Raw genomic sequence first — 24,089 nt, 5'->3', positions numbered from 1 at the left:
CCGAGTGACCCGAGAGTACATATGAGCAGCCGCCCGGACACAAGGTTCCCCGCCACCCGACTCCGCCGCACCCGCCGTACCGGCTGGGTGCGCTCGCTGGTGGCCGAGAACCGGCTGGCGCCGAGCGACTTCATCTATCCGGTGTTCGTGCTCGAGGGCGAAGGCCGCCGCGAGACCGTTCCGTCCATGCCTGGCATCGAGCGCCGCTCCGTCGATCTGCTGCTGGAGCACCTCTCCGTGGTGCACGCGCTGGGCATCCCGATGGTAGCGCTGTTCCCCATCATCGACCCGGCGACCAAGACGCCGGACGGCGCGGTCTGCGCCGATCCTGACGGCCTCGCCCAGCAGGCGGTACGGGCCATCAGAGAGCGCTATCCGGACCTCGGCGTCATGACCGACGTCGCGCTGGACCCCTACACCACCCACGGCCAGGACGGCATCATCGACGATGCCGGCTACGTGCTGAACGACGAGACCGTCGACATGCTGGTGCGGCAGGCCATCTCCCACGCGGAGGCGGGCGCGGACGTGGTGGCCCCGTCGGACATGATGGACGGGCGCATCGGCGCCATCCGCACGGCGCTGGAGGACGGCGGCCACGTGCACACCATGATCCTGGCCTATGCGGCCAAGTACGCCTCCAGCTATTACGGTCCCTTCCGCGACGCGGTTCGCTCCGCGGCCAACCTGGGCGGCGGCGGCAAGCACAGCTACCAGATGGATCCGGCCAACAGCGACGAGGCCCTGCGCGAGGTGGGCATGGACATCGCCGAGGGCGCCGACATGGTTATGGTGAAACCGGCGCTGCCGTATCTCGACATCATCCGCCGCGTGCACGACGAGTACGGCGTGCCGACCATGGCCTATCAGGTGAGCGGCGAATACGCCATGCTGAAAGCGGCGTCCGCCAACGGCTGGCTCGACGAGCGCGAGACCGTCATGGAGGCGCTGCTGTCGATAAAGCGGGCCGGTGCCAGCGCCATCCTCACCTATTTCGCGCCGGAGGCGGCGCGCTGGCTGGCCGACGGGTGAGCCGATAACACGACAATCGATAATCCAATAGTCCGGGACCGAGCGGGGAGTACAGGGAAGTGAGCGAACAGAACAAGCCGGACCGCTACGGCGTAGTGGGTTATCCGGTCAGCCACAGCCGGTCGCCGGTTATCCACCGGGTCTTCGCGCAGCAGACCGGCCAGCACCTCACCTACGAGCTGCTGGAGGTGCCGCCGGCCGAGCTGGAGAGCGCCATCCGCAGCTTCCAGCGCCAGGGCGGACGCGGGCTGAATATCACCGTGCCCCACAAGAGCGAGGCGGTCCGAGTGGTGGACGAGCTGTCCGATGCGGCCAGCATGGCCGGCGCCGTGAATACCCTGAGCATCAGCAGTGATGCCATCCGCGGCGACAACACCGACGGCGTCGGCCTGGTGCGCGACCTGCGCAAGAATCACCGGGTGGCCATCGAGGGTGCGCGCATACTGATCCTGGGCGCCGGAGGCGCCACCCGCGGCATCATGGCGCCGCTGCTGGAGGAGCAGCCCACCACCGTTACCCTGGCCAACCGGACGGTGTCCAAAGCGCAGGCACTGGCGAACCATTTCGGCAGCATGGGGGCCGTCCAGGCCTGTCGCTTCGACGACATCGTCGAGGACGTCGACTACGACCTGGTGATCAACGCCACGTCGGCCGGCCTGCGCGGCGAGGCGCTGCCATTCCCGGCCGGCATCGTCAGCGCGGAGACGGTCTGCTACGACCTCTCCTACGGCACCGGCGACACCCCGTTCACGCACTGGGCGCGGGTTCAGGGCGCACGACGCTCGATCGTGGGCTGGGGCATGCTGGTGGAGCAGGCCGCCGAGTCGTTCTACATCTGGCGCGGCGTCCGGCCGGATACGCGCGGCGTCCTCAAGCGCCTGCCGCGCTGAGACTCAGCGCATGGTGACCAGCTCTTCCGCGCTGGTCGGGTGGATTGCCACGGTATCGTCGAAGTCCTTCTTCTTGGCTCCCATGCGGATCGCCACCGCGAAGCCCTGCAGCATCTCGTCGGCGCCGTCGCCGAAGATGTGGCAGCCCACGATGCGCTCGTCGTCACCCACCGTGACCAGTTTCATGGAACTCGGCCGCTTGAACTCGCTGAGGGCGTACAGCATCGGATTGAACCGGCTGGTGAAACAGCCCACCTCGCCTCCGTAGCGCTCCATCGCCTCGTGCTCGGTCAGACCGACCGTGCCCATGGGCGGATGGCTGAACACCACCGTGGGGATGTTCGAGTAGTCCAGATACCGGTCGGTCATGCCACCGAACACCCGGTCGGCCAGGCGGCGGCCGGCGGCGATGGCCACAGGCGTCAATGCCGCGGCGCCGGTGACGTCGCCGATGGCGTAGATATTCGGCACGTTGGTGACCTGGTACTCGTCCACCGGGATGAAGCCGCGCGCATCCGTCTCCACGCCAGCGGCCGAGGGCTCGAGGCCGTCCGTCGCCGGCGCCCGGCCCACGGCCCAGATCAGGCAGTCGTAGCCGTCGAAGTGACGGCCGTCCTCGCTCAGCAGGCGCAGACCGTTGTCGGTCTTCTCCAGGCCCTTCGGGATGAAGTGGCGCTCGATGATGATGCCGTCATTGTCCATCGCCTGCATGACCTCGCTGCGCAGCATCTCGTCGAAGCTGCGCAGCACGCCGTCGTAGCGGACGAACTGGGTCACGTCGGCGCCCAGGGAGTTCAGCATGCCGGCGAGTTCCACGCCGATGTAGCCGCTGCCGACGACGGCGACCCGCTCCGGTTTCTGCTCCAGTTCGAAGAAGCCGTCGGAGGTAATGCCCAGCTCTGCGCCGGGCAGGTCGGGCACGATCGGGTAGCCGCCCGTGGCAATCGTGATGTGATCGGCGGTGAAACGCTCGCCGTCCACCTCCACGGTGTGCTCGTCGAGGAACTTCGCGCGGCCGGCGATGTGGGTCACGTGGCGCTTGTCGAGGTTGCCCGCGTAGATCTTGTTCAGCCTGGCCACGTAGGCGTCCCGGGCAGTCTTCAGTTGGGGCCAGTCGTGGCCGTTGACGGCGACGTCGAAGCCGTAGTCCCTGGCCTGGTCCACGTGATGGGACATGGCCGACGCGTACCACATTACCTTCTTCGGCACGCAGCCCACGTTGACGCAGGTGCCGCCCAGCCGCCCGCTCTCCACCACCGCCGCCCGCGCGCCGTATTCCGCAGCGCGTTGTGCATGGGCCAGTCCGCCGCTGCCGCCGCCTATCGCGATCAGATCGAAGTGGTGTGCCACCCTCAGTCTCCGGTTGTCGTCGTCCATTCTTTGTTCATTTCCCCGCGCGAAAGCCTGCTATCGGCGCGACTCCGGACGGGACGCGCATGCTAACATGCGGGCCGGTCAGGGAAATGCAAGACCGAGGTCGGATCTGCTATGTCCAATCCGCTGCTGGAAAACACGGAACTTCCACCATTCCCGGAGCTCGAGCCGTCGCACGTGCTGCCGGCCGTCAGAACGGCACTCGAGGAAAACCGGCGGCGCCTGCAGGAACTGCTGGCCGACGAATCCCCCACGCCGGACTCGCTGGTGGTCCCCCTGGAAGAAATGAGCCACCGGCTGTCGCGGCTGTGGTCGCCGGTGAGCCACCTGCACATGGTCACCGCCAACGCCGACTGGCGGGAGGCCTACGGCGAGGCGCTGCCGCTGCTGACCGAGTACGCCACGGAGCTGGCCCAGAACGAGACCCTGTACCGCCGCTTCCAGGACCTGGCCGAGCGCCTGCCGGCGGCAGCAGAGCCCGGGCTCGCCAAGTTGCTGGAACATGCGCTGCGCGACTTCCGCCTCGCCGGCGTCGGCCTCCCCGAGGACGACAAGCGGCGCTTCCGTGAGATCCGCCAGGCCATGGCGAAAGCGGCAACCCGCTTCGAGCAGAACCTGCAGGACTCGACCGACGCCTGGAGTCTGCACGTCGAGGACGAGGGGCGGCTGGCCGGCCTTCCCGCCGGCGCACGCCAGCGCGCCCGGGCGGCGGCGGAGGAGGCCGGGCTCGACGGCTGGAAGTTCAACCTGGATCAGCCGACCTATCAGGCGGTGCTGACCCACGTCGACGACGAGGATCTGCGCCGCACGTATTACGAGGCGTGGGTGACCCGGGCCTCCGATACCGGCCCCCACGATCCCGGCCACGACAACGCGCCGCTCATCGAGGAGATCCTGGCCCTGCGCCACGAGGCGGCCGCGCTTACCGGCTTCGACAACTACGCGGAGTACTCGCTGGCCAGCAAGATGGCGCCGGGCGTGGACGAGGTGCTGGATTTCCTCTCCGAGCTGGCCGAGCGCAGCCTGCCGGCGGCCAGGGACGAAGTGGCCGCGGTGGAGGACTTCGCGGGCCGCGCGATCCGGCCCTGGGACCTCGCCTACTACTCCGAGAAACTGAAGCAGGAGCGCCACGCCATCTCCGACGAGGAGCTCCGCCGCTACCTGCCGGCGCCCAGGGTCATCGAAGGGCTGTTCCGCCTGGCCGGGGAACTCTACGGCCTGGACATCCGGGCACGCGAGGGCGTCGCCGTCTGGCACGACAGCGTGAACTACTACGAGGTCCGCGACGCCGACGGCACCAGCGTTGGCGGCTTCTACGCCGACCTCTACGCCCGCACGGGCAAGCGCGGCGGCGCCTGGATAGACGAGTGCGTCGTGCGCAAGGGCATCGGCGGCGAGAAGGCTGCGCCGGTGGGCTACCTGGTGTGCAACTTCACGCCGCCCCACGGCGACGAGCCGTCGCTGCTGACCCACAGCGACGTGGTTACCCTGTTCCACGAGTTCGGCCACATGCTGCACCACCTGCTCACACGGGTGGACTACCCGAGCATCGCCGGCATCAACGGCGTGCCCTGGGACGCGGTGGAGCTGCCGAGCCAGTTCATGGAGAACTTCGCCTGGCACTACGAGGTGCTGGCACACGCATCCGGACACGTCGACACCGGCGAGCCGCTGCCGGCGGAGATGTTCGAGCGCCTGCGCGGCAGCCGCAATTTCAACGCCGGGCTGCAGATGCTGCGCCAGCTCGAGTTCGCCCTGTTCGATTTCCGCCTGCACGCGGAGTACGCCCCCGGGCAAGGCTCGCGCGCGGCGCAGATTCTGGAAGAGGTGCGCGATCGGGTGACGCTGGTGCGGCCGCCGGCCTGGAACCGCTTCGCGAACGGATTCGCACACATCTTCGCCGGCGGCTATGCCGCGGGCTACTACAGCTACAAGTGGGCGGAGGTGCTGGCGGCGGATGCCTTCAGCGCGTTCGAGGAGGCGGGCATCTTCGACCGCGGCACGGCGCAGAACTTCCGCACCAGCATCCTGGAGGTGGGCGGCAGCCGGGATATCATGGATGCGTTCGTTGAGTTCCGCGGCAGGGGCCCGAGTCTCGAGGCACTGCTCGCGAGCAGCGGGATCAGCCGGGCAGCGTGAAGGTCGCCACCTGGAATGTGAACTCCCTGAAGGTCCGCCTGCCCCAGGTGCTTGCGTGGCTGGCAGAGGCGAAGCCCGACGTGCTGGCGCTGCAGGAGATCAAGCAACCGGACGAGGACTTCCCGGCGGGGGCGCTGCAGGAGGCGGGCTACCATGGCATCTCCAACGGCCAGCGCACCTACAACGGCGTGGCCCTGCTCTCGCGCCAGCCGCCGTCCGATCCGGTACGCGCATTGCCGGGCTCGGAAGATCCCCAGCGGCGGGTGCTGTCAGCCACCATCGCCGGCGTGCGCATCGTCAACCTCTACGTGCCGAACGGCCAGGCCGTCGACTCGGACAAGTACCAGTACAAGCTGGAGTGGCTCGAGCGCCTGCGGAGCTATCTCACCGACGAGCTGAAGGCCCACGAGCGGCTGGTCGTGCTCGGTGACTTCAACATCGCGCCGGAGGACCGGGACGTACACGACCCGGAGCTGTGGCGCGGGCGGGTACTCTTCAGCGAGCCCGAGCACGCGGCGCTGGCCCGCCTCACGGAACTGGGGCTCGTGGATCTGTTTCGTGAGTTCGACCAGCCGGACGCTGCGTTCAGCTGGTGGGATTACCGGGCGGCGGCATTCCGCCGCAACCGCGGGCTGCGCATCGACCTCATACTCGGCAGCCACGCCATGGCCGAGCGCTGCATCGCCAGCGCCATCGACCCGGAGCCGCGCGGCTGGGAGCGCCCCTCTGACCACGCTCCCGTGTGGGCGGAGTTCGAACAATGACGGTGCGCAAGATCTGCCGTCTTAGGTCAAACCGGCCGCTTGCGTCCGGGGCCGGCGTGTATGCTGCCAGCACAAGAATCGATGGTCCGCTGCCGCGGACGGGGGGAGACTCGTGAATCCGGATGCCGGGACTCACGGTCGGACGCCGCAGACGGGCCGCAGCGCGGGGGGCGCGGACGGTGCCGAGAAGTACAAGAAGATGCTTCAGGACCGGCGCAACGACTTCGACGTCACCAATACGGTGCAGGTAAGCAATCCCGCGGCCGTGCGTGACGCCGTGCGGCAACTCCTCGAGCAGACCTACCCCGACGCCGGCTTCGACAAGATCTGGCTCGCGTTCTACGACTTCGAGCGGCTGTTCACCGGCCGCATGCCGGGTTACCTGGGCTGCGACACCAGCTATCACGACATCCAGCACACGCTGGACATGACCCTGGCCATGGCGCGCCTCATCGCGGGCTATGAGGCGGCGCGCAACGTCGGCGAAGGCCTGGGCCCGGAGCGGGCACTGCTCGGCATCATCACTTCCCTGTTCCACGACGCCGGCTATATCCGCCACGAATTGCGCGACCGGGAATACCGCAACGGCGCCGAGTTCACGCTCTACCACGTCAGCCGCAGCGCCGACTTCCTGCGCCGCTACCTGCCCGGCATCGGGCTCGACCACCTGGCGCCGGCCGCGAGCAAGCTGGTGCACTTCACCGGCTACGAGATCGCGCCGGATGCGATCGAGATGGAGGATCCGAAGGACACCCTGCTGGGGCACCTGCTCGGCACCGCCGACCTGGTCGCCCAGATGGCCGACCGCTGCTACCTGGAGAAATGCCGCGACCGCCTGTACAGCGAGTTCGTCGTCGGCGGCGTGGCCATCGAGAACGCACGGCCCGGCGAGTTCATGGTGCGCTACGAATCCGGCGAAGACCTGCTGCGGCAGACGCCGGGGTTCTTCGAGTATGCGGCGCTGCCCCGGCTGGAGACGACCTTCGGCAGCGTGTACCGCTACGTGGAGGCGCTGTTCGAGGGCCAGAATCCCTACATGCTCGCCATCGAGGCGAATTTTACCTTTCTGGGACACATACTGGAGACCGGTCGCTGGCAGCTGCTGCGGCGCAATCCGCCCGCCTTCGTCGGCGAGCAGTCCAGTCTGCGCACCATGCGCGAGATGGTGGAGGAGACCGGGACGCGCCTCGCCCGGATACGGCTGGACAATACCGCGACGGGCTGACCCGCCGGCGCCACAGGGCGGCCGCGCGGGCGCGGATCAGTCCTTCGCGCGCAGGAACACCGGCCGGTCCGGCTCGGACTGCGCTTCGCTGTAGCGGTAGCCTTCCTCCGGGAAGTCCTTCAGGCCCTTCAGCGTGTCGACCCGCTCGCGGACGATCCAGGCGGCCATCATGCCCCGCGCCCGCTTGGCGAAGAAACTCAGCACCCGATAGTCGCCGCTCTTCGTGCGGTCCTTGAACACCGGCGTCACGATGCGCCCGTCCAGCAACTCTTCGTTCACCGCGCCGAAGTACTCGTTGGAGGCCAGATTGACGAGCGCCTTCGGCTTCTGCCCGTCCAGTTCCTCGTTCAGCGCGCGCGTAATGCGGTCGCCCCAGAAGGCGTAGAGGTCCTTGCCCGCGTCGTTGGCGAGCGAGGTGCCCATCTCCAGCCGGTAGGGCTGCATGAGGTCGAGCGGGCGCAGCACGCCGTAGAGCCCGGACAGGATACGCAGATGATCCTGCGCGTAGTTCAGGTCGCGGGCGTCGAAGCGCTCCGCCTGCAGTCCCTGATACACATCGCCCTTGAACGCGAGCAGCGCCGGGCGCGCGTTCTTCGCAGTGGCGCGGTCGGAGAAGTCCCGGTAGCGCTCGACGTTCAGTTTCGTGAGCTTCGGCGACAGGTTCATCAGCGAGGCGATTTCCTTTTCGGACTTGCCGCGCAGGATTTCCACCAGCTTGCGCGCCTCGCTCTGGAAGCGCGGCTTCGTGTGCTTGTCCGTCGCCAGCGGCGAGTCGAAGTCCAGGGTCTTGGCGGGAGAAAGGACGATGATCATGTCGGTCTTCCGGTGTTGCTCGGCTGGCGGCGGCCGCCGTCGGCCGCGGGGCGAACGCTCATCCTAGTGAAACGGCGGCCTTTGTAAAGACGCTGCGCAGGTGCTGTCGCAGCCCCTTGCCGCCCGCCGCTACTCAGTGCGGCCCGTCGCTACCCGTTGCGCGCTGCCGATCAGCGCCGCCGGCAGCCCCAGGCCACCACCTGGTCGCCGACGGTGACGGATGCCTCGCCGTCGCGTATCCAGAGCAGGACGTCGCCGTCGCGCCAGCGGCGGCCGTCGTCTGTCTCCACCGATGCCAGGGTGTAGCGGCGGCCGTCGAACTCCACACCCGCCAAATCATCGCCGATCTCCACGCGCAGGAGCCCGCCCCGCTCGCAGTCATAGCTCCGGGTATCGACGGGTGCGCCGGCGCAGCCGGTGCCGGCGAGCGCAAGAGCCGCCAGGCAGGCGGCACGCAGGCTCGCGCTCAGCCGCGGAATGGGCGGTCCTGGCGCGGCCGGGCCTCGCTGACCCGCGCCGGCCGGCCATTCAGGTCCTGACCGTTCATCACCCGGATCGCTTCCTCGGCTTCTTTCGCATCGTCCATCTCGACGAAGCCGAAACCCTTGGAGCGACCCGTCTCGCGGTCCATGATGACCTTGGCTGACTTCACGTCGCCGAAGGCGGCGAAGGCCTCCCGCAGTTCGTCATCCGTAATGCTGTAAGGGAGGTTACCCACATAGATGTTCATCAATCCGTCCACACACCGCCGTTTTCAACACGCTGGCATCGGCCGGATCAACGGCGTGGGACCTCGGCCGGATGACCCCGGGAGTACCGGGCGCGGGGCCGCCTGTCAGTGATGATCCGCCCCGCCGCGGTCAATAGTATCCGGCGCCGGGGGACGACTCAAACGCGCGAAAAACGCCTGTTACGGTGCGGTAACGGCCGCGGCCGTCAGGCGATGCGCACCGCTGTGCCGCTGACGCTCACCATCAGCATGCCGTTGGACTCGCCGAGCACCTCGTAGTCGATGTCCACGCCGATGACGGCGTTGGCACCCTTCTCGCGGGCGGCGGCCTCGAGTTCCTCGAAGGCCACCTCGCGCGCCTTGCGCAACTCCTTCTCGTAGGAGGCGGAACGGCCGCCGACGATGTCGCGCAGCCCGGCGAACAGGTCGCGGAAGAGGTTGGCGCCGAGGATCGCCTCACCGGTCACGACGCCCAGATAGTCGCGGATCTTCTGCCCCTCCAGCGTGGGGGTGGTGGTCACGATCATGGTCACTCCTTGTCGGTGGCGGGATGGTGGGTAACGGGACAGTCAGTCGCAGGCATGCCAGCAGTCTCGGCCATGGCCCTGCGCATGGCCGCCAGGATGTCGTCGTGCTCGCGCTGCCGGGCGTCGTCCGGGTCCTCGATCACGGGCACCGCCGCGATGTCGTCGACATAGGCCCGCGGGAAACCGTGGAAGCGGGCGCCGTGCAGCACCAGGTCCCGGTACCACCGGAACGGCACCAGCGAGCCGTCCTGGAACTCGGTGTCGGCCTTGTAGGTGTGTACCTCGCCGAGGCCGGGCAGTGACAGCACATGGGCATGATAGCCCCGGTTCAGCCCCTCGATGCGGTCCAGGGCCGGTTTCTCCTTAAGAGACAGCTCGAAGATGGCCGCATGGACGAGGTCCCTGCCGTCGTCCGTCGCGGCAATCGTGGCCTTGGCCGAACCGTCGAAGCCCCGCTTGTCGAAGCTGAGCCGCCAGCCGGTCAGCTCCCGGGTGGTCAGCAGTACCGCCGAGGGCGTCCGTCGCCGCAGGCGCTCGGGATGCAGATTCGAGCCGTAGGCGAGATATCGGATGGTAGCCATGGCCGTCGATTCTCTCCGGCGCCCTTCGGCCCATCAAGTCGGCCAGCCGGGCAAGGTGCAGGCAAGTGCTTGCGCGGCCGGGCTACAGTCAGTACACTCGTTATTGAGAATAATTCTCATTTACATGCCGGGAGAGGACGACATGATGACAGACACCGCTGACCGACCCGCTCCCCGGGACCTCCGGGGCACCGCGCCGACCGCCGGGGCTGGCCGGGAGGCCCGTTACCGTCTCAGCATCGCCCGCGTGCCCGGCGGCGCTGCCGCCCTGGAGGTCCACGACAACGAGCGGGGCTGCCCGCTGCTGGGCTGGCAGGGAGACGTGGCGCGTCAGGTGCTTGATTCCGGCATCCTCCCGGCGGACTATTGCCGCGGAGGCTGCCACGGCTGCGACAAGTCGCTGGTGCAGCGGCTGATCATGGCCGGCGCCGCGGCGGAGATGCGCATCCGGGCAGTCGAAGACGCCACACACTGACTCGCATGACGCCGGCCGGCCCGGCGGCGGGGTTCCATGCAAGCGACCGTTGCCGAGGCATTACAGCGGGTACCGGGTCTGGCCGGGCTCGGAGACCGTGACGCACAGACGCTGTTCGGTGCCGCCGCCGTTCTGCGCCTCGATGCGGGCGATACCGTGTTCCATGCCGGCGCGGAGTGCCGGCATTTCCTCATCATCACGCACGGCTCGGTCCGGGTCACGCTGAACGCGCTGTCCGGCCGATCCGTCACCCTGTATCGCCTGGAGCCCGGCGACACCTGCGTGCTCACCACCTCCTGCCTGATGAGCAGCCGCCGTTACCCCGCCGAGGCGCACACCGAGACGCCGGTGACGGCACTGGCGATGGCGCGTTCGACCTTCGACCGGGGCCTCGAGGAATCGGCGCCATTCCGCCGTTTCGTGCTGGACAGCTTCTCGCGGCGCCTCGCCGGCGTGATCGAGCGCATGGAGGCCGTCGCGCTGACGCCCGTCGAGGCGCGGCTGGCCGCCCTCCTGCTGGCCCTCGACCCCGGCGACGGCGAGGTGAGCATCACCCACCAGCGCCTTGCGGAGGAACTCGGCACGGCCCGTGAGGTGATCTCCCGCCACCTGAAACGCCTCGAAGGTGCGGCGCTGCTCACCCTCGGCCGCGGCGTGGTCACGCTCTCCGATCAAGCCGGGCTCCGTGCCATAGCGAACGAGCAGCCCCGCGGCTGATCCCGGCGCCGCTCCAGTCGCCGTCCTCTGCCGCCCCTCTGCCGCCCTCTGTGACGAAGTCACTGAGCGCGACGCCCGCGCGGAGCACACTGTGCCCGTGACATCGCAAACCCCTCAAGGAGGCTCGTCATGGCATTCCGTAACGAAGGCACCGTCGACCGGGGCGTCCGCGTGACGGCGGGGCTGGTACTGCTCAGCCTGGTATTCATCGGACCACAGACCCCGTGGGGCTGGATCGGGCTGGTCCCGCTGGCCACCGGCCTCATCGGCTGGTGCCCGGCCTACTCCCTGTTCGGCATCAGGACCTGCAAGACCGAGTAGTACCGGGATTCGGCGGCGGTAATTTAGCCGCGGCGCGCCATAGCCGGTAGACTAGCGCCCTGTCATACAACGCACAGAACAGGGGAACCCGGCTATGGCGCTATTGATTCTGGGGCTCGTACTCTTCCTCGGCATCCACTCCTCCTCCATTGTGGCGGAAGGATTCCGCGACCGGATGGCGGCCAAGAGCGAACTGGGATGGAAGGCGTTCTACGGCATCGTCTCCATCGTCGGCATCGTGCTCATCGTCAAGGGCTATGCCGACGCGCGCATGAACCCGACGCTACTGTACGTGCCGCCGGTGTGGATGAAGCATCTCGCGGCGTTACTGCTGTTGCCCGTCTTCATCCTGTTCTTCGCGCCCTATTTCCCGGGCAAGATCAAGGCCGCCACCAAACACCCGCAGCTGGTGGCCGTGAAGCTGTGGGCGGTGGCCCATCTGCTGGTGAACGGCACGCTGGCGGACGTCATCCTGTTCGGCAGCTTCCTGATCTGGGCGGTGGTCGACCGCATCTCCTTCAAGCGGCGAGTCGAGCGCCCGGTGCCCGCGGCACCGGCCAAGGGCCTCAACGACGTGCTGGTGGTGGCCGCCGGACTCGGCGTCTACGTGATCTTCACGCTCTGGCTGCACGAGGCCTGGTTCGGGGTGGCGCCTTTCGGCTGAGAACGGCCGCCTTCAGTCGTCGCTCAGCTCGATGCGGATGCCGCCCAGCCAGCCTGCCACGGTGTTGAAGATCAGGCAGATGAGCAGCGTCATCCAATAGATGACGAAGAGGTAGGCGACCGGCATCAGAAGCACCAGCCAGATGGAGGCCGCGTCCAGCGCACCATCCGGCGCAGCCAGCTGGATCTCTGTGAAAGTCATCACCAGCAGAGCTATGAGCACGTAGACAAACATGAAGACCGCGGCGGTGGCGGCCGAGATCTTCGCCGCCGACCAGGGGTCGATTCGTCGCAGCGTGCGGTTCATGGCTGACACTTCATGGCTAGAACAGCGCGGCCAGCAGCATCACCAGCGTGGCGACGAAGCCGACCGACCAGATGAGCGAGCGGATCAGGAAGACGCCGGACGCGTAGGCCGGCACGTAGGCCACGCGAGCCACGAGATACGTCCAGGCGGCCGCCTCGGTGGCCGGCGTGGACGCCTCGCCCAGCACCACCACGACCACAGCGATGGTGAACAGGATCAGGCCCTCGAAGTGGTTGTCGAGGGCGCGCTTCAGGCGCCCGGCCATGCCCCAGGGCTGTTTCTGCTCGTCCCGGTTGCCGCCCGTGTAGCTGGGCCCCAGCTGTTTGTTGACCGGGACGGCCATCAACACGAACTGGACGAATTGCAGCAGGGCCGCATAGCCGAGGACCTTCAGTTCGACCGGCATCGGGTGCTCCTTTTTCTTTTCTACGAGACCATCCTACGCCCCGGCCTCACCGATGGGAACGGCCGCCGGCGGCAACGAGCCGGCGTGCGATCGCGGGAATCTCGTCCAGCGCGTCAACGGAGGCGGCAAGACCGGCGGGGGCCGCTTCGCCGCCGGGCACATGGCCATAGCCGTAACGGGCGAAGATCACGGGGACGCCGGCCGCCCGGCCGGCAGCCACGTCGTTGGCCGAGTCGCCCACCATCAACGCCCGCGCCGGGGCTACGTCCAGGGCCACCAGGCAGGCGCGTACCGGGGCCGGATCCGGCTTCAGGGGCAGGGACTCATCACCGCCGACGACGGTGTCGACGTCACCGCTCAGTGCCAGTGCGTCGAGGATGTCGCGGGCGATCGCGGTCGGCTTGTTGGTGCAGACGGCATGGCGCCAGCCCTCGGCCGACAGGGCCGCCAGCACCGCTGCCGCACCGGGCATCGGCCGCGTCTCCCGGGTGGCGCACCGGCCGTAGACGGCCAGGAAGTCACGCCGGAGCGGCGGCACTTCGGCCTGCGCGAGCGGCCGGCCCGCCGCGGCGAAACCCCGGCGCAGGAGTTCGCCGAACCCGTCGCCGATCATCCCCCGGACGGCATCTGCGGTCCGCGGCGCCAGGCCGTGCTGCCGGAGCACGCCGTTCAGCGCGGCCGCCAGGTCGCAGAGGCTGTCGACGAGGGTGCCGTCGAGGTCCCAGACGATGGCCAGGGGATACGCCTTGTTCGCTGATCTGTCGCTAATTGCTTGTTTCCAAAGAATTAATCTTTTTCCTTGGGGATGGACACGGAGGATTCAAGTGAGGATAATACCTGAGTTGCTGCAATGCAGCATTGAGGTATCGTACAGCCATGGATTACACGGACGTCTATTTCACACTCGACGGGATCGCGCTAGCAGGATTGCTGATCGCGATGGCAGTCGCCTGCTACCTCGCACACCGGCGCTATCGTCGCAATGGGCGCAACGGGCGCCGCTCTGAGGAAGAGCCGCGCAAGCGGATACGCCACCGCAGAGTCTGATCGCCGGTTCTGATACCCCCGGTGACCCCACGAGGGATCATCGGGGAGTGTCAGACTTCCCGCGGCTCGAGTTTCCTGACGCGGAAGCTCTGCGAACCGCCCTCGAGCAGCGTATCGAGCAGGTCGGCGAGACCTGTCTCCATCCGCCACTGCAGGTATCTGTCGTAGTGCTCGAACGACTGCCACTCCTCGATCAGGAGGAAGGTGGCGGTAGCCTCCTCGAAATACGTGTCGATGCGGATGCAGCCGTCGAAGGCGCGCGTGTCGACCAACGCCTCCTTTAACGTCGCTTCGACCTCCGGGACCTTGTCCCGGTTCGCGGGAAACTCGGCGATTACGATCTTCGGCATGGCGCGTCCTCTTGATACGGAGAGCCGAGTCTACGCGCAACGGGCCGGAGAACGGCGGACGCGTCAGAGTTCGTCTTCGCGCCGGGTGCCGTACTCGGACTCGAACTCCGCCCGTCGCAGGAAGTTGTAGCGGGTGCCAGTCGGCCACGTCACCAAGGGTCAGCAACAGGCACACCGCAGCACTCGATGTCAGGGCGACGCCTCGATCTGCAGGTCACACACAGGGTGCTGCGGAAGTTCGGCCACCCGGCCGTATTTACCACAGTTGACAACTGATACGGGCATGCGAATGATTCGTATTACGAATAATACGGAGAAAGAGCATGTCGGCCGCCTCGTTCGTCAAGTATTCCGCGATCGTTCTTTGCATTTTCGCGATAGCCCTGTCAGCCGTTCCGTCCACTGCATCAGCTCAATCAGTGAGCGGCGAGGACCGTGCGGTGATCGAGGAAATCGTGGTGAAAGGTCAGAAGCGGGAGCAGGCGCTCAAGGATGTAAACAGCAGCGTCGCAGTCTATTCCGGCGACCTGATCGACAGTCTGACATTCCAGGAACTCACCGATCTCTACCGCTTCACGCCCAACGTGAATGTCGCGGAGAGCGACGAAGGGGAATTCAACATCCGCGGCATCTTCTATCGCGGCGAAAACTTCTCGGAGAGTGGTAACACGGCCAGCGTATATATCGACGGTGTATTCCAGAGCAATCTCGCGGTGGAGGCAGGACCGCAGTCCATATTCGACCTCGCCGCCGTGGAGATCTATCGCGGCCCGCAGTCGACGATCCAGGGTCGCAACGCGCTCGCAGGGGCCATCATCGTCCGCACGCAGGATCCGACCTTCGAGTGGGATGCCAGAGCCCGCCTGCAGACGGCCGAATACGGCTCCAGGCGAATCGGTCTGGCCGTCGGCGGCCCCATTCTGGAGGACGAACTCGCGTTCCGAATCGCCTATGAGGATGCCCGCACCGACGGTTTCATCGAGAACCCGGTGCTCGGCATCGACGATTACAACGCCGACGACACCGAGAACCTGCGTGCGAAGCTCCTCTGGGAACCGGAGGCGCTGGACACCTTCTCTGCCCTCCTTTCCTACGCCTCATCGACCGGTCTCGCCGGGCCGGGCTTCGGCACGGGTGGTATCGACGGACCGAACTTCCTGGAGCGGAAGAGTTTTGCGGCGAACAATACCCTGCTGGACATAGAGACCGACAACTGGGCGCTGACCCTGCGCAACCGGTTCACCGACCAGATCACCGTCGAGTGGATCAGCACCTGGAGCGAAGCCAACGAGTTGGGCGGGCCGCGCTTCGAGTTCGACCCGGCCGCCGGGCTCGACGTGACCACGGATGACGAAGAGATCCTGACCACCGAACTCCGGGCGATCCTCGACGGCGGCCGCTGGAGCGGCGTTGCCGGTCTCTACTACTTCAACCGCGAGCGTACACGCACGCGGGACCTGTTCTTCCCGGTACCCGACACCGACATCTTCTTCTTCCAGGACGTCGCGCAGGAGTCGGAGAATTACGCCGTCTACTTCGACGGCGAGTTCCAGATCAGCCCGGCGTGGGCGCTACTCTTCGGAGCCCGCTACGACGAGGAAACCTACGACGACGTGGGCGCATCGGCCATCGCATTCGTTCCGACCGGATCGCCCAACCCGATCGACTCGGCATCACTCTCCACGAACGAGACCGATACGGACTTCGATGCGTTCCTGCCGAAACTGGGCATCCGGTGGGACATGTCTGACCGCATGACCTGGAGCCTCGTAATCCAGCGCGGATACCGGGCAGGCGGTGCGGCCATCGACGGCGACAATAACGCCTACACCTACGACCCAGAATACACGACCAACTACGAACTCGCACTGCGATCGAGCTGGTTCGACGATCGCCTTGTCGTCAACGGCAATGTGTTCTTCATGGACTGGACGGATCAGCAGGTCTTCGTCACCAACCCGGACAACGAATTCGACGGACTGGTACAGAACGCCGGCGAATCGTCGGTTTCCGGTATGGAAATCGATTTCACCGCAGCCCTGTCTCCCCGACTGGCGATGTTCGGCGCACTCGGTTATCTCGACACGGAATTCGAGCAATACGAGGATTTCTTTTCCGGCGATCTGGCTGGCAACGAATTCGGCCGGGCACCGGATTTCCAGTGGGCGCTCGGTTTCAACTATGAGCACGAGAGCGGCTTCTACGGTTCCGCAGACGCCAGCCATTCCGGTGAGGCCTACAGCAGCTCGCTGAATCTGCCGGAGAACCGGCTCGATTCGCATACGGTAATGAACGCGAAAATCGGCTATCGCTGGCGGCAGTGGGACATCGCCCTGTTCGGCAGGAACATCCTCGACGAGGAATACTTCATCCGTATCGACCGCAACGATAACCGGGCGCCGGCCGGCTTCGGATTCGCCCAGGTGGGTGCGCCCCGTGTCATCGGTGTAGAGGCGCGGGCCTCGTTCTGACGGCCCGGTCTCGACGAGCCCACGCCCGGCCGAGGCGGAATCGTGAACAGAAACCGATGGATGCAGGTGCACCGATGGACCGGGATCGCCTTCGCGCTGGTGCTGCTGCCGGTCGCGGTTACGGGCGTGCTACTCGCCTTTCAGTACGAGCTCCAGCAGTACTGGGCGCCGGAGGAGTTCGATCTGGCAATACCGGCGGACGGGCGGGTCGATCCGGTCGCCATGGCCGCCTCGCTGACGCGGGAATTCCCCGATTCCACCCTTTCCGGCCTTTACGGTCAGCGGGGCACGAGCGGCTACCCTTTCCGGGCACAGCTCGTCGGCGCCGACGAGCACTACCGGGACGTCTTCATTAACCCCTACACGGGGGAGCTGATCCGTGCGCGGGGCGGAGAAGCGTTCTGGAACTTCCTCCGTGATCTGCACGTGCATCTTCTGGTGCCGTTGTTCGGTACGTTTACGGTCCTGGCGTCCGGCGTGATCCTGATCATCACCAGCCTGGTCGGCATTGTCCTCTGGTGGCCGAAGCTGCGGCGCCCGAAGTTGGCGTTCGGTATCCGCTGGAAGGCGGGAGCCTGGAGCACCATGGTGGATCTGCACAACGTCCTCGGACTCTACCTGCTGCTGCCGATGGTGATCATTTCGCTCACGGGTGTGACGCTTATCCTCGGGCGTTTCGATGCTGCGCCGCCTCCCCCCGACGTCGCGCTGACAGTGGCGCCGCCCGTCAATGAATCGCTGCCGCAGGCCATGGCGATACTCGGCCGCGAAGCGCCGGATGCCGCCGTGTGGCAGATCCGCTTCCCGAGCGAGCGAAGCCCCTGGTACCTGTTCGATGTCTCCTCCCCGGCCAGCGGTGACTCCACACTTCTGATCGGTGCGGCCGGCGAAGGACTTCTGCGCCGGTCCGACGGGCGCGACGGGTCCCTTTGGGCCCGGCTCAAGGGCGAACTCGGGGTCGCGTTGCACGAGGGCTACATCGCGGGAACAGCGGGGAAATGGATCGTGCTGATATGTGGCCTGACGCTGACGTTCGGAGTGATCAGCGGAGTCTGGCTATGGCTCAAGCGGAGGAACCGTGCGCGGCGGCCATCCGCCAGGAAGCCAGGGCGTGCGGTTATCTCCCGCTAACGAAAAATGCGGTCGGGAGCATCGGCTCCCGACCGCGCCAGGGGGCAGCTCGGATTACAGGTCGCCCACAGCCGTGCTGCGGATCTTCGGCCAGGTCTCCTCGGCTTTCCTGAGGATGTTCTCCTTGTCCGCGAGATACAGCTGGAAGACGGCGTCGTTGACGAACAGATAGAGCTTGCCGTCGACGATGTCCGCGAACATCGGGTCCCCGTCGAACTTCTTGCCCTTCGCCACCGCGAAGGCGCAGAAGCCGCCGTACTGGGGCAGGTAGCCCTCGGGGTTCGTCTTGAACCGCTCGGCGGAGGCCTCGGAGGCGAAGTAGTAGGCCACGCCGTCGTGGGTGACGATGTGGGCGGCGTCGCCTTCGGCCGGGGCATTGAGCGTACTCAGTGCGACCGTGTCGATGCCGTGCAGGCCCAGGGGCACACCGGCGGTGGTGACGCCGGTCGAGACATTGTACTCGTCGGCGGCCCAGGCAGAGGTGGTGAGCATCAGGGCGGCAGCGGTAACGATGGCAGCAGATTTCAGATTGATAAACATTGTCGTACTCCTTATGGATTGATTACAGGTCGGCGGTCTTGTCCCTACCGGTAGGCGGCCTCGATGGCCTTCACGGTCTCACCGGTCGGGGCAATGTGGTTCGCGATCATGCGAAAGTTGGTGAGGGCGGCGGCGTAGCCGTCCCAGCCGGGCAGCTGCGCGGCGGCGGTGGCGTCGGGGACCACCAGCACTTCGAAGCCCTGCTCGATCAGCTCGCGCATGTGGGACTCGGTGCAGAGGTTGGCGGACATGCCGCCGAGGATGACCTTGCGGATGCCCGCCTTGCGCAGCTGCAGCACCAGGTCGTTGGTCTCCGGGCCGTAGACCTTGTGCGGGCTGGTGACTACGGTCTCGCCGTCTTCGATGTACTTCTTGTACTGCGCCAGCCAGTCGGCGCCCGAGCCTTCGAAGCGGACCAGCGACAATGCGTCCTCGCGGTCGAACATGCCGATGGAATGCATGAGCGCCTCGAGCGCGCCCTCGAACTGCCAGCGGTGGTCGTGGGGGTAGTAGTAGTGCGGCGAGATGAAGACGGGCATGTCCACCGCCTTCGCGGTGGCGAACAGCCGGTCGATGTTCTCGACGGTGCCGTTCTCCTTCACGTTCTTGCCGACGACGCCCCAGGTGACCCCGTCCGGGCTCAGGAAGTCGTTCTGCGGATCGGTGATCACCAGCGCGGTGGCGCCGGGCACGATGTCCATGCCGGGGTCCGGCAGCTGGGCGTGCGCGGTGGCGGAGAGGGCCAGCGTGGCCAGGAGGTAGGCCACGAGTGCGGTCAGGGTGCGGGTCATCAGGTTCATGGGTTGGTTTCCTTCTGTCGGGGTTGCGGGGGTCAGTGCTGCACACCGATGCGTCGGTGTTCGGGGAGAATCGGGACGTCGTTGGCGCTCATGTCGCGCCGGCGCATGTAGCCGGCGGCGTCGAATTCCCAGTGCTCGTTGCCGTGGCTGCGGTACCACTGGCCGGTGCCGGCGTGCTGCCACTCGTACTCGAAGCGCACGGAGATGCGGTTGTCCGTGTAGCACCAGAGCTCTTTCATCAGCCGGTAGTGCAGCTCCAGCGACCACTTGCGGGTGAGGAACGCCTCGATGGCCGCGCGGCCGGCGAAGAACTCGTCCCGGTTCCGCCACTCGGAGTCCGGGGTGTAGGCCTGCGCCACGAGCTTCGGGTCGCGGGTGTTCCAGGCGTCTTCGGCGGCCTGGACCTTCGCGAGGGCCGTCTCCCGGGTGAAGGGCGGTGTCGGTGGGCGGGTCATGCTGTGTCTCCTGTAAAACTGACGATGTCGATTCCTGGCTTTCTCATTGCAGCGTCCGTGCCAACTCGCGAATTCCCGGGAAAACATAGAGTTAGCGATTCGGAGTGACCGCAGGAATTTGCGGAACGCAGGATTTGATGGTTCAATCCGTAAATCCTTGCGGTGGAGAGAGGCGGAATCCGATGGCGACCCGTTCCAGCCGGGAATCATCCGGCCCGGTGCTGGCAGAGCGCTATCAGGCGCTCTTCGATCATTCACCCCACGCCGTCGTCGAGCTCGATGGCGAGGGCCGGATTCGGGGCGCGAACCGGGTCGGCGTGAAATGGGCGGGCGCGAATGACCCTGACGACGTCATCGGCACGGCTTTCGCCGGCCTCACCGCGGAGGACGACCGGGACCGGGTCGAGGCGGAGGTGGCCAGGGCGCTGCAGGGTGAGGTGGTGCAGTTGCGCTACGCCGACGACGCCGGCGCCCAGTACACCAGCTCGCTGGTGCCTGTAACGGAGGACGGTGAGGTGAGCCACGTGCTCGCGCTCACGCAGAACCTGACCGACGAGCTGCAGCTACGGCAGAAGTTCAGCGAGATGGAGGCGCACCATTCCCTCATCCTGGAGTCCGCGGGCGAGGGCGTGTACGGCCTGGACGCGGAAGGCCGGCTCACCTTTGGCAACGCCGCGGCCGAACGCATCGTGGGCTGGGATACGAAGCGCATACTCGGCGAACGCTCCCACGAGATACATCACCACACTTACCCGGACGGCCGTAACTACCCCCGCGAGGAATGCCCCATCTACGCGGCGCTGAAGGACGGGCAGGTGCACCATGTGGAGGACGAGGTCTTCTGGCACTCCGACGGCTCCGCCGTGCCGGTGGAGTACACCAGCACGCCCATCGTGAAGGACGGCAAGCCGGCCGGCGCCGTGGTCATCTTCCGCGACATCTCCGAGAGGAAGGCGCTGGAGGCACAACGACGGGAGGCCTTCGAGGAGATCAAGCGGCTGAAGGAGCAGCTCGAGCAGGAACGCGACTACCTGCGCGACGAGGTCAACGTCTCCTTCCACTACGGCGAGATCATCGGCCAGAGCGAGGCGCTGAAGCGCACCCTCGCCCAGCTCGAGGCCGTGGCGCCGACGCCCGCGAACGTGCTCATCCTAGGCGAGTCCGGCGTGGGCAAGGAGATGATCGCCCGCGCCATCCACGCCCACAGTGGCCGTGCCGGCAAACCACTGGTCAAGGTGAACTGTGCCTCCATACCCAAGGATCTCTTCGAGAGCGAGTTCTTCGGTCACGTGAAGGGCTCGTTCACCGGCGCGCACCGGGACCGGGTAGGGCGCCTGCAGCTCGCCGACGGCGGCACCCTGTTCCTCGATGAGGTCGGAGAGATCCCGCTGTCGCAGCAGGGCAAGCTTCTTCGGGCGCTGCAGGAGAACGAATTCGAGCGCGTAGGCGACGACCAGACGAAGAAGGTGGACGTGCGTGTGGTCGCCGCCACCAACCGCGAGCTGCTGCAAGAGGTGAAAGCGGGACGCTTCCGGGAAGACCTCTACTACCGGCTCAGCGTCTTCCCCATCGACGTGCCGCCGCTGCGCGAGCGCGTGGACGACATCGCGCCGCTGGCCGCACACTTCCTGAAGGTGATCGGCGAGGAACTCGGCCGTCATAACCTGAAGCTCAGCCGGGAACAGCTCGGGTTACTGGAGCGCCACGACTGGCCCGGCAATATCCGGGAGTTGAAGAACGTCATCGAGCGGGCGGCGATCTCATCGAAGGGGAAGCGGGTGCGGATCGATGTCGCGTTGCCCGAGACGGCAAAGGTTCCGCCGGCGGCGGTATCGACGTCGAATGACACCGACTTCGTCACCGAGGCGGAGTTCCGGCTGATGGAGAAAGCCAATATCACCGCGGCGCTGCGCGCGGCGGACTGGCGGGTCTGGGGCGAGGACGGGGCGGCGGATCTGCTGGGGCTCAATCCGTCGACGCTGAAGTACCGGATGAAGCAGCTGGGGATCGAGAAGCCGGGGGCGGCGTAGCGCGAACTTCGCGTGCACTCACTTTCGTAGCGCTTTCCTGATTACCAGCTTCAGCCCGGACCGCGCCTCGTCGACCGCACAGACCTTCACATCCACCAGCCCCATCGGCAGGGCGAGTTCGCGGACAACGTCCTCGATCACGTCCGTCTCCACACCGGATGCCTTCTTTGGCCAGGAAACCCACAGGGCTCCGTCCTGGCGTATCTCGCGTATGCCGCGCTCGAGTTCGGTTTGCAGCTTCCTGCGGGACTTCGTGAAGACACGAAGAATGTCGGAGGGCGGGCGAAGCCTCGAAGATGCGATGGCGCCCTCCGGCAGCGGTGCCAGCAGATCCGCGTAGTGGGCGGGAGCGCATCCGTATGTTGCGGCAACACAACGGGCGTGGTCTTATGTCAGATAGTTCGACAATCTGTCGGGCTATCCGCCATCGGCGGGATAAATGAAGGGAGAACAACAATGAAAACCTGGATACGAAAATCGTTACTGACCGCGACTTCCATGGCACTGCTCGGCGCGAGTTCGCTCGGCTCGGCCGCGCCGGTGGAGGCCGTCTATGGCTTCGAGGTGGGAAATCCGCCTGCATTCGTCGCCGCACTGGACCGCTTGCTTGCGACCGACGAATTGAAAGCGGCGAAAGTCTCTCTCTGGGCTACTGAATTCAATGGCTCGAATCCCACTACCCATCTGATCGTCACCGACCATCAGAGCCACGATGCCTATCAGAAAATGACGAGCACACGGCTGGCGACTGATGCCTGGCCGCGCTATCTGCTTGCCGTGAACGACATCGCGGATCTCACCGGCGAGACGCTCTACATAGAGCGTATGCGTGAGGGCGGTAACTGGCGTGAACATGGAGCCGTGGCTGCCTACGTGATGTCCGTCTCCGACCCCCGCCGCTATGCCGAGGCTTTCGGAACCATGATCAAAGAGGCGGGTCATCCGGGCTCGGTTCGCCTCATGGAAGCGCGTGCGGGAGCCACGGGCTACAGTCACGTGGTGCTGATCACGGCGCCCGATATCGCCAAGCTAAACAATTACCTGGACAAGCTGTTGGCAGGCGATGCCTACGCGAAATTCGTCGGCAAGGTTGGCGACATCCGCAAGATCACGACGGTGAGCATGTATAGCCGGATCAAGAGCTGGGGCAATTAGGAATCGCGACTGAAAAGCGGTCGGGAGGACGCTCGTACAGAAGGCTTACTCCCGACCGCGCATTCAGCTGGACGGACCGGCAATTGCAGGAAGCCGAGTGAGCGCTCGGGACTACTGCATTACGCATACATCACGCGAGCCACGGTTCTTTTGGACTGGTGCCAGCTATCAGGCGTTACAGGGTGTCGAGAGAGTAACTTACCCCGCTCAGGGTAGCTTACGGATCGTTCCCCTCGAGCAACCGCACCATCTCCTCGGCCACCAGTGCAGCTGATGGCAGGAACATACTTGAAACAATGCGTTGATCGACAACGACCGTGTGTTTATCCGCCAGCGTTTCTTTATTCTGGGCGCCTGCCCCATTCTTGCGCAGTTGGTCCTCGACGAGAAACGGCAACAGGCTGCCTTGCTTCGCCCATGACTTGGAACGCTCCGTCGAGTTCGGGAACCCGGCAACACGCTTGCCGTTCACCAGATAGCTACCGTCTTTTAGCCTGGCGTTGGCAAAGCCGCCCGGACCATGGCCGCAGCCACCCACGACGCCGCCGTTTTCGTATATGCCACCGATGAGGTTCATCAGTTCTTCGTCGGATGCAACGTCGAACAAGGTGCCGTAGCCACCGCCGACATACACGGCTTGATACTGGGCAGCATCAATCTGACCGGGTTTCAGCGTGTTTCCAGCCTTGCCTAAAAAGTTCTCGTACTTGATGGAATAGCTGCTGATGCCCAGGGGGTCCATCATGAACTCGACGGGGCCTCCCTGAGGCGAGACGAAATCGACCTCGTAACCGTGCATTACGAAGATATGGTAGGGAGGTGCATATTCCCACAGGTTGTTGCGCGCATCGTGCTGCTCGGGGTCGCCCATGTCGAGCACGTTTGAAGCAACAAAGAGAACCTTGCCTTTCGCTGCAGCGAATGTGGGAGCCGGGGCGAATGCTGATGCAACTAAACAAAAAGTCAGCGCCAAGGCATACGATTTCTTGATCAAGTGCTTCACGTTCAATGGATTCCACTTTCCGCTGCCCAAGTATATTTATGTGGCGATTCCCGCGCAGCAATTGCGTCCCGGACCACTCCCGGGTGTCATCGCCTGACGCTGACCAGTTGCGGCGAATTTAGGCGGTCGTGCGATTGGGCAGA

General features: G+C 65.7%; 28 protein-coding genes. 13 read left to right on the top strand and 15 right to left on the bottom strand.

Annotated features, from left to right (window positions below):
* The first annotated feature begins 21 nt into the window (after positions 1–21).
* Complete coding sequence (hemB, locus tag ACJMKX_RS12125; protein ID WP_405225571.1) at positions 22–1,032, top strand: porphobilinogen synthase; 1,011 nt, start codon at positions 22–24, stop codon at positions 1,030–1,032.
* A gap of 59 nt (positions 1,033–1,091) precedes the next feature.
* Entirely contained in the window at positions 1,092–1,922 is an 831-nt protein-coding gene (gene aroE, locus ACJMKX_RS12120; protein WP_405225568.1) for a shikimate dehydrogenase, read from the top strand.
* Between the two features lie 3 nt (positions 1,923–1,925).
* Here the strand turns inward: aroE and gorA are convergent, their stop codons facing one another.
* Positions 1,926–3,299 carry a glutathione-disulfide reductase gene (gene gorA, locus ACJMKX_RS12115; RefSeq protein ID WP_405225566.1) on the bottom strand — a complete coding sequence of 458 codons (1,374 nt, stop codon included), beginning with the start codon at positions 3,297–3,299 and terminating at the stop codon, positions 1,926–1,928.
* Between the two features lie 111 nt (positions 3,300–3,410).
* On the opposite strand from gorA, the gene ACJMKX_RS12110 reads away from it, so the two are divergent.
* From ACJMKX_RS12110 to ACJMKX_RS12100, 3 genes are all read left to right on the top strand, one after another.
* Complete coding sequence (locus tag ACJMKX_RS12110; RefSeq protein WP_405225563.1) at positions 3,411–5,435, top strand: M3 family metallopeptidase; 2,025 nt, start codon at positions 3,411–3,413, stop codon at positions 5,433–5,435.
* The gene (gene xth / locus ACJMKX_RS12105) at positions 5,432–6,199 is read left to right on the top strand and encodes an exodeoxyribonuclease III (RefSeq protein WP_405225561.1); all 768 of its coding nucleotides are present in this window, start codon (positions 5,432–5,434) and stop codon (positions 6,197–6,199) included. The genes ACJMKX_RS12110 and xth overlap by 4 nt, the downstream gene beginning before the upstream one ends.
* Before the next feature lie 112 nt (positions 6,200–6,311).
* Complete coding sequence (locus ACJMKX_RS12100; RefSeq protein WP_405225558.1) at positions 6,312–7,424, top strand: hypothetical protein; 1,113 nt, start codon at positions 6,312–6,314, stop codon at positions 7,422–7,424.
* Between the two features lie 36 nt (positions 7,425–7,460).
* Here ACJMKX_RS12100 and yaaA read toward each other — a convergent pair whose 3' ends face one another.
* From yaaA to ACJMKX_RS12075, 5 genes are all read right to left on the bottom strand, one after another.
* On the bottom strand, positions 7,461–8,237 hold the full coding sequence (gene yaaA, locus ACJMKX_RS12095) for a peroxide stress protein YaaA (protein ID WP_405225555.1): 777 nt from the start codon (positions 8,235–8,237) through the stop codon (positions 7,461–7,463).
* A 170-nt stretch (positions 8,238–8,407) separates the two neighbouring features.
* Positions 8,408–8,680 (bottom strand): MliC family protein, encoded by a 273-nt coding sequence (locus ACJMKX_RS12090; protein WP_405226641.1) that lies wholly within the window; start codon positions 8,678–8,680, stop codon positions 8,408–8,410.
* Between the two features lie 23 nt (positions 8,681–8,703).
* Positions 8,704–8,967: an RNA recognition motif domain-containing protein gene (locus tag ACJMKX_RS12085; RefSeq protein WP_405225552.1), complete on the bottom strand. Its 264-nt coding sequence runs from the start codon at positions 8,965–8,967 to the stop codon at positions 8,704–8,706.
* 206 nt (positions 8,968–9,173) lie between these two features.
* Entirely contained in the window at positions 9,174–9,494 is a 321-nt protein-coding gene (locus ACJMKX_RS12080) for a heavy metal-binding domain-containing protein (protein ID WP_405225549.1), read from the bottom strand.
* Between the two features lie 2 nt (positions 9,495–9,496).
* The gene (locus tag ACJMKX_RS12075; protein ID WP_405225546.1) at positions 9,497–10,075 is read right to left on the bottom strand and encodes a gamma-glutamylcyclotransferase family protein; all 579 of its coding nucleotides are present in this window, start codon (positions 10,073–10,075) and stop codon (positions 9,497–9,499) included.
* A 142-nt stretch (positions 10,076–10,217) separates the two neighbouring features.
* Between ACJMKX_RS12075 and ACJMKX_RS12070 the strand changes: the two genes are divergently transcribed.
* From ACJMKX_RS12070 to ACJMKX_RS12055, 4 genes are all read left to right on the top strand, one after another.
* Complete coding sequence (locus ACJMKX_RS12070) at positions 10,218–10,550, top strand: hypothetical protein (RefSeq protein ID WP_405225543.1); 333 nt, start codon at positions 10,218–10,220, stop codon at positions 10,548–10,550.
* A gap of 36 nt (positions 10,551–10,586) precedes the next feature.
* Entirely contained in the window at positions 10,587–11,267 is a 681-nt protein-coding gene (locus ACJMKX_RS12065) for a Crp/Fnr family transcriptional regulator (protein WP_405225540.1), read from the top strand.
* 129 nt (positions 11,268–11,396) lie between these two features.
* Positions 11,397–11,588 (top strand): YgaP family membrane protein, encoded by a 192-nt coding sequence (locus ACJMKX_RS12060; RefSeq protein ID WP_405225537.1) that lies wholly within the window; start codon positions 11,397–11,399, stop codon positions 11,586–11,588.
* Between the two features lie 94 nt (positions 11,589–11,682).
* Complete coding sequence (locus tag ACJMKX_RS12055) at positions 11,683–12,252, top strand: NnrU family protein (protein WP_405225534.1); 570 nt, start codon at positions 11,683–11,685, stop codon at positions 12,250–12,252.
* A gap of 12 nt (positions 12,253–12,264) precedes the next feature.
* Here the strand turns inward: ACJMKX_RS12055 and ACJMKX_RS12050 are convergent, their stop codons facing one another.
* The 4 genes from ACJMKX_RS12050 to ACJMKX_RS12035 form a co-directional block, all read right to left on the bottom strand.
* Positions 12,265–12,558 carry a hypothetical protein gene (locus ACJMKX_RS12050; protein WP_405225531.1) on the bottom strand — a complete coding sequence of 98 codons (294 nt, stop codon included), beginning with the start codon at positions 12,556–12,558 and terminating at the stop codon, positions 12,265–12,267.
* 16 nt (positions 12,559–12,574) lie between these two features.
* Positions 12,575–12,964: an MAPEG family protein gene (locus tag ACJMKX_RS12045; RefSeq protein WP_405225528.1), complete on the bottom strand. Its 390-nt coding sequence runs from the start codon at positions 12,962–12,964 to the stop codon at positions 12,575–12,577.
* A 46-nt stretch (positions 12,965–13,010) separates the two neighbouring features.
* Complete coding sequence (gene gph / locus ACJMKX_RS12040) at positions 13,011–13,694, bottom strand: phosphoglycolate phosphatase (RefSeq protein WP_405226638.1); 684 nt, start codon at positions 13,692–13,694, stop codon at positions 13,011–13,013.
* Positions 13,695–14,061: 367 nt separating this feature from the next.
* The gene (locus tag ACJMKX_RS12035; protein ID WP_405225525.1) at positions 14,062–14,361 is read right to left on the bottom strand and encodes a putative quinol monooxygenase; all 300 of its coding nucleotides are present in this window, start codon (positions 14,359–14,361) and stop codon (positions 14,062–14,064) included.
* A 440-nt stretch (positions 14,362–14,801) separates the two neighbouring features.
* Between ACJMKX_RS12035 and ACJMKX_RS12030 the strand changes: the two genes are divergently transcribed.
* Complete coding sequence (locus tag ACJMKX_RS12030; RefSeq protein WP_405225522.1) at positions 14,802–16,832, top strand: TonB-dependent receptor; 2,031 nt, start codon at positions 14,802–14,804, stop codon at positions 16,830–16,832.
* A gap of 60 nt (positions 16,833–16,892) precedes the next feature.
* Positions 16,893–17,963, top strand: coding sequence for a PepSY-associated TM helix domain-containing protein (locus tag ACJMKX_RS12025; protein ID WP_405225520.1), 1,071 nt, complete (start codon positions 16,893–16,895; stop codon positions 17,961–17,963).
* Between the two features lie 54 nt (positions 17,964–18,017).
* Here ACJMKX_RS12025 and ACJMKX_RS12020 read toward each other — a convergent pair whose 3' ends face one another.
* The 3 genes from ACJMKX_RS12020 to ACJMKX_RS12010 are packed head-to-tail and all read right to left on the bottom strand — an operon-like array spanning position 18,018 to position 19,758.
* A complete protein-coding gene (locus tag ACJMKX_RS12020; protein WP_405225517.1) occupies positions 18,018–18,503 on the bottom strand; it encodes a YHS domain-containing (seleno)protein in 486 nt (161 codons plus the stop codon).
* Between the two features lie 44 nt (positions 18,504–18,547).
* Positions 18,548–19,303: a cysteine hydrolase gene (locus tag ACJMKX_RS12015; protein WP_405225514.1), complete on the bottom strand. Its 756-nt coding sequence runs from the start codon at positions 19,301–19,303 to the stop codon at positions 18,548–18,550.
* 32 nt (positions 19,304–19,335) lie between these two features.
* Positions 19,336–19,758 (bottom strand): nuclear transport factor 2 family protein, encoded by a 423-nt coding sequence (locus ACJMKX_RS12010; RefSeq protein WP_405225511.1) that lies wholly within the window; start codon positions 19,756–19,758, stop codon positions 19,336–19,338.
* A gap of 182 nt (positions 19,759–19,940) precedes the next feature.
* Here ACJMKX_RS12010 and ACJMKX_RS12005 point away from each other — a divergent pair, with 182 nt between their 5' ends.
* Positions 19,941–21,788, top strand: a complete 1,848-nt coding sequence (locus tag ACJMKX_RS12005) for a sigma 54-interacting transcriptional regulator (protein ID WP_405225508.1) — start codon at positions 19,941–19,943, stop codon at positions 21,786–21,788.
* An 18-nt stretch (positions 21,789–21,806) separates the two neighbouring features.
* Here the strand turns inward: ACJMKX_RS12005 and ACJMKX_RS12000 are convergent, their stop codons facing one another.
* Positions 21,807–21,929, bottom strand: coding sequence for a hypothetical protein (locus tag ACJMKX_RS12000; RefSeq protein ID WP_405225506.1), 123 nt, complete (start codon positions 21,927–21,929; stop codon positions 21,807–21,809).
* A 315-nt stretch (positions 21,930–22,244) separates the two neighbouring features.
* Here ACJMKX_RS12000 and ACJMKX_RS11995 point away from each other — a divergent pair, with 315 nt between their 5' ends.
* Positions 22,245–22,943 (top strand): hypothetical protein, encoded by a 699-nt coding sequence (locus ACJMKX_RS11995; protein WP_405225503.1) that lies wholly within the window; start codon positions 22,245–22,247, stop codon positions 22,941–22,943.
* Positions 22,944–23,160: 217 nt separating this feature from the next.
* Here the strand turns inward: ACJMKX_RS11995 and ACJMKX_RS11990 are convergent, their stop codons facing one another.
* Positions 23,161–23,946: a type 1 glutamine amidotransferase domain-containing protein gene (locus tag ACJMKX_RS11990; RefSeq protein ID WP_405225501.1), complete on the bottom strand. Its 786-nt coding sequence runs from the start codon at positions 23,944–23,946 to the stop codon at positions 23,161–23,163.
* Between the last annotated feature and the right edge of the window lie 143 nt (positions 23,947–24,089).

It is taken from the genome of Lentisalinibacter sediminis (assembly GCF_040706615.1).
Lineage (GTDB): Bacteria > Pseudomonadota > Gammaproteobacteria > Steroidobacterales > Woeseiaceae > Lentisalinibacter > Lentisalinibacter sediminis.
Note: the sequence above shows the minus strand (reverse complement) of the source record. Positions and strands in the feature narration are given on the sequence as shown.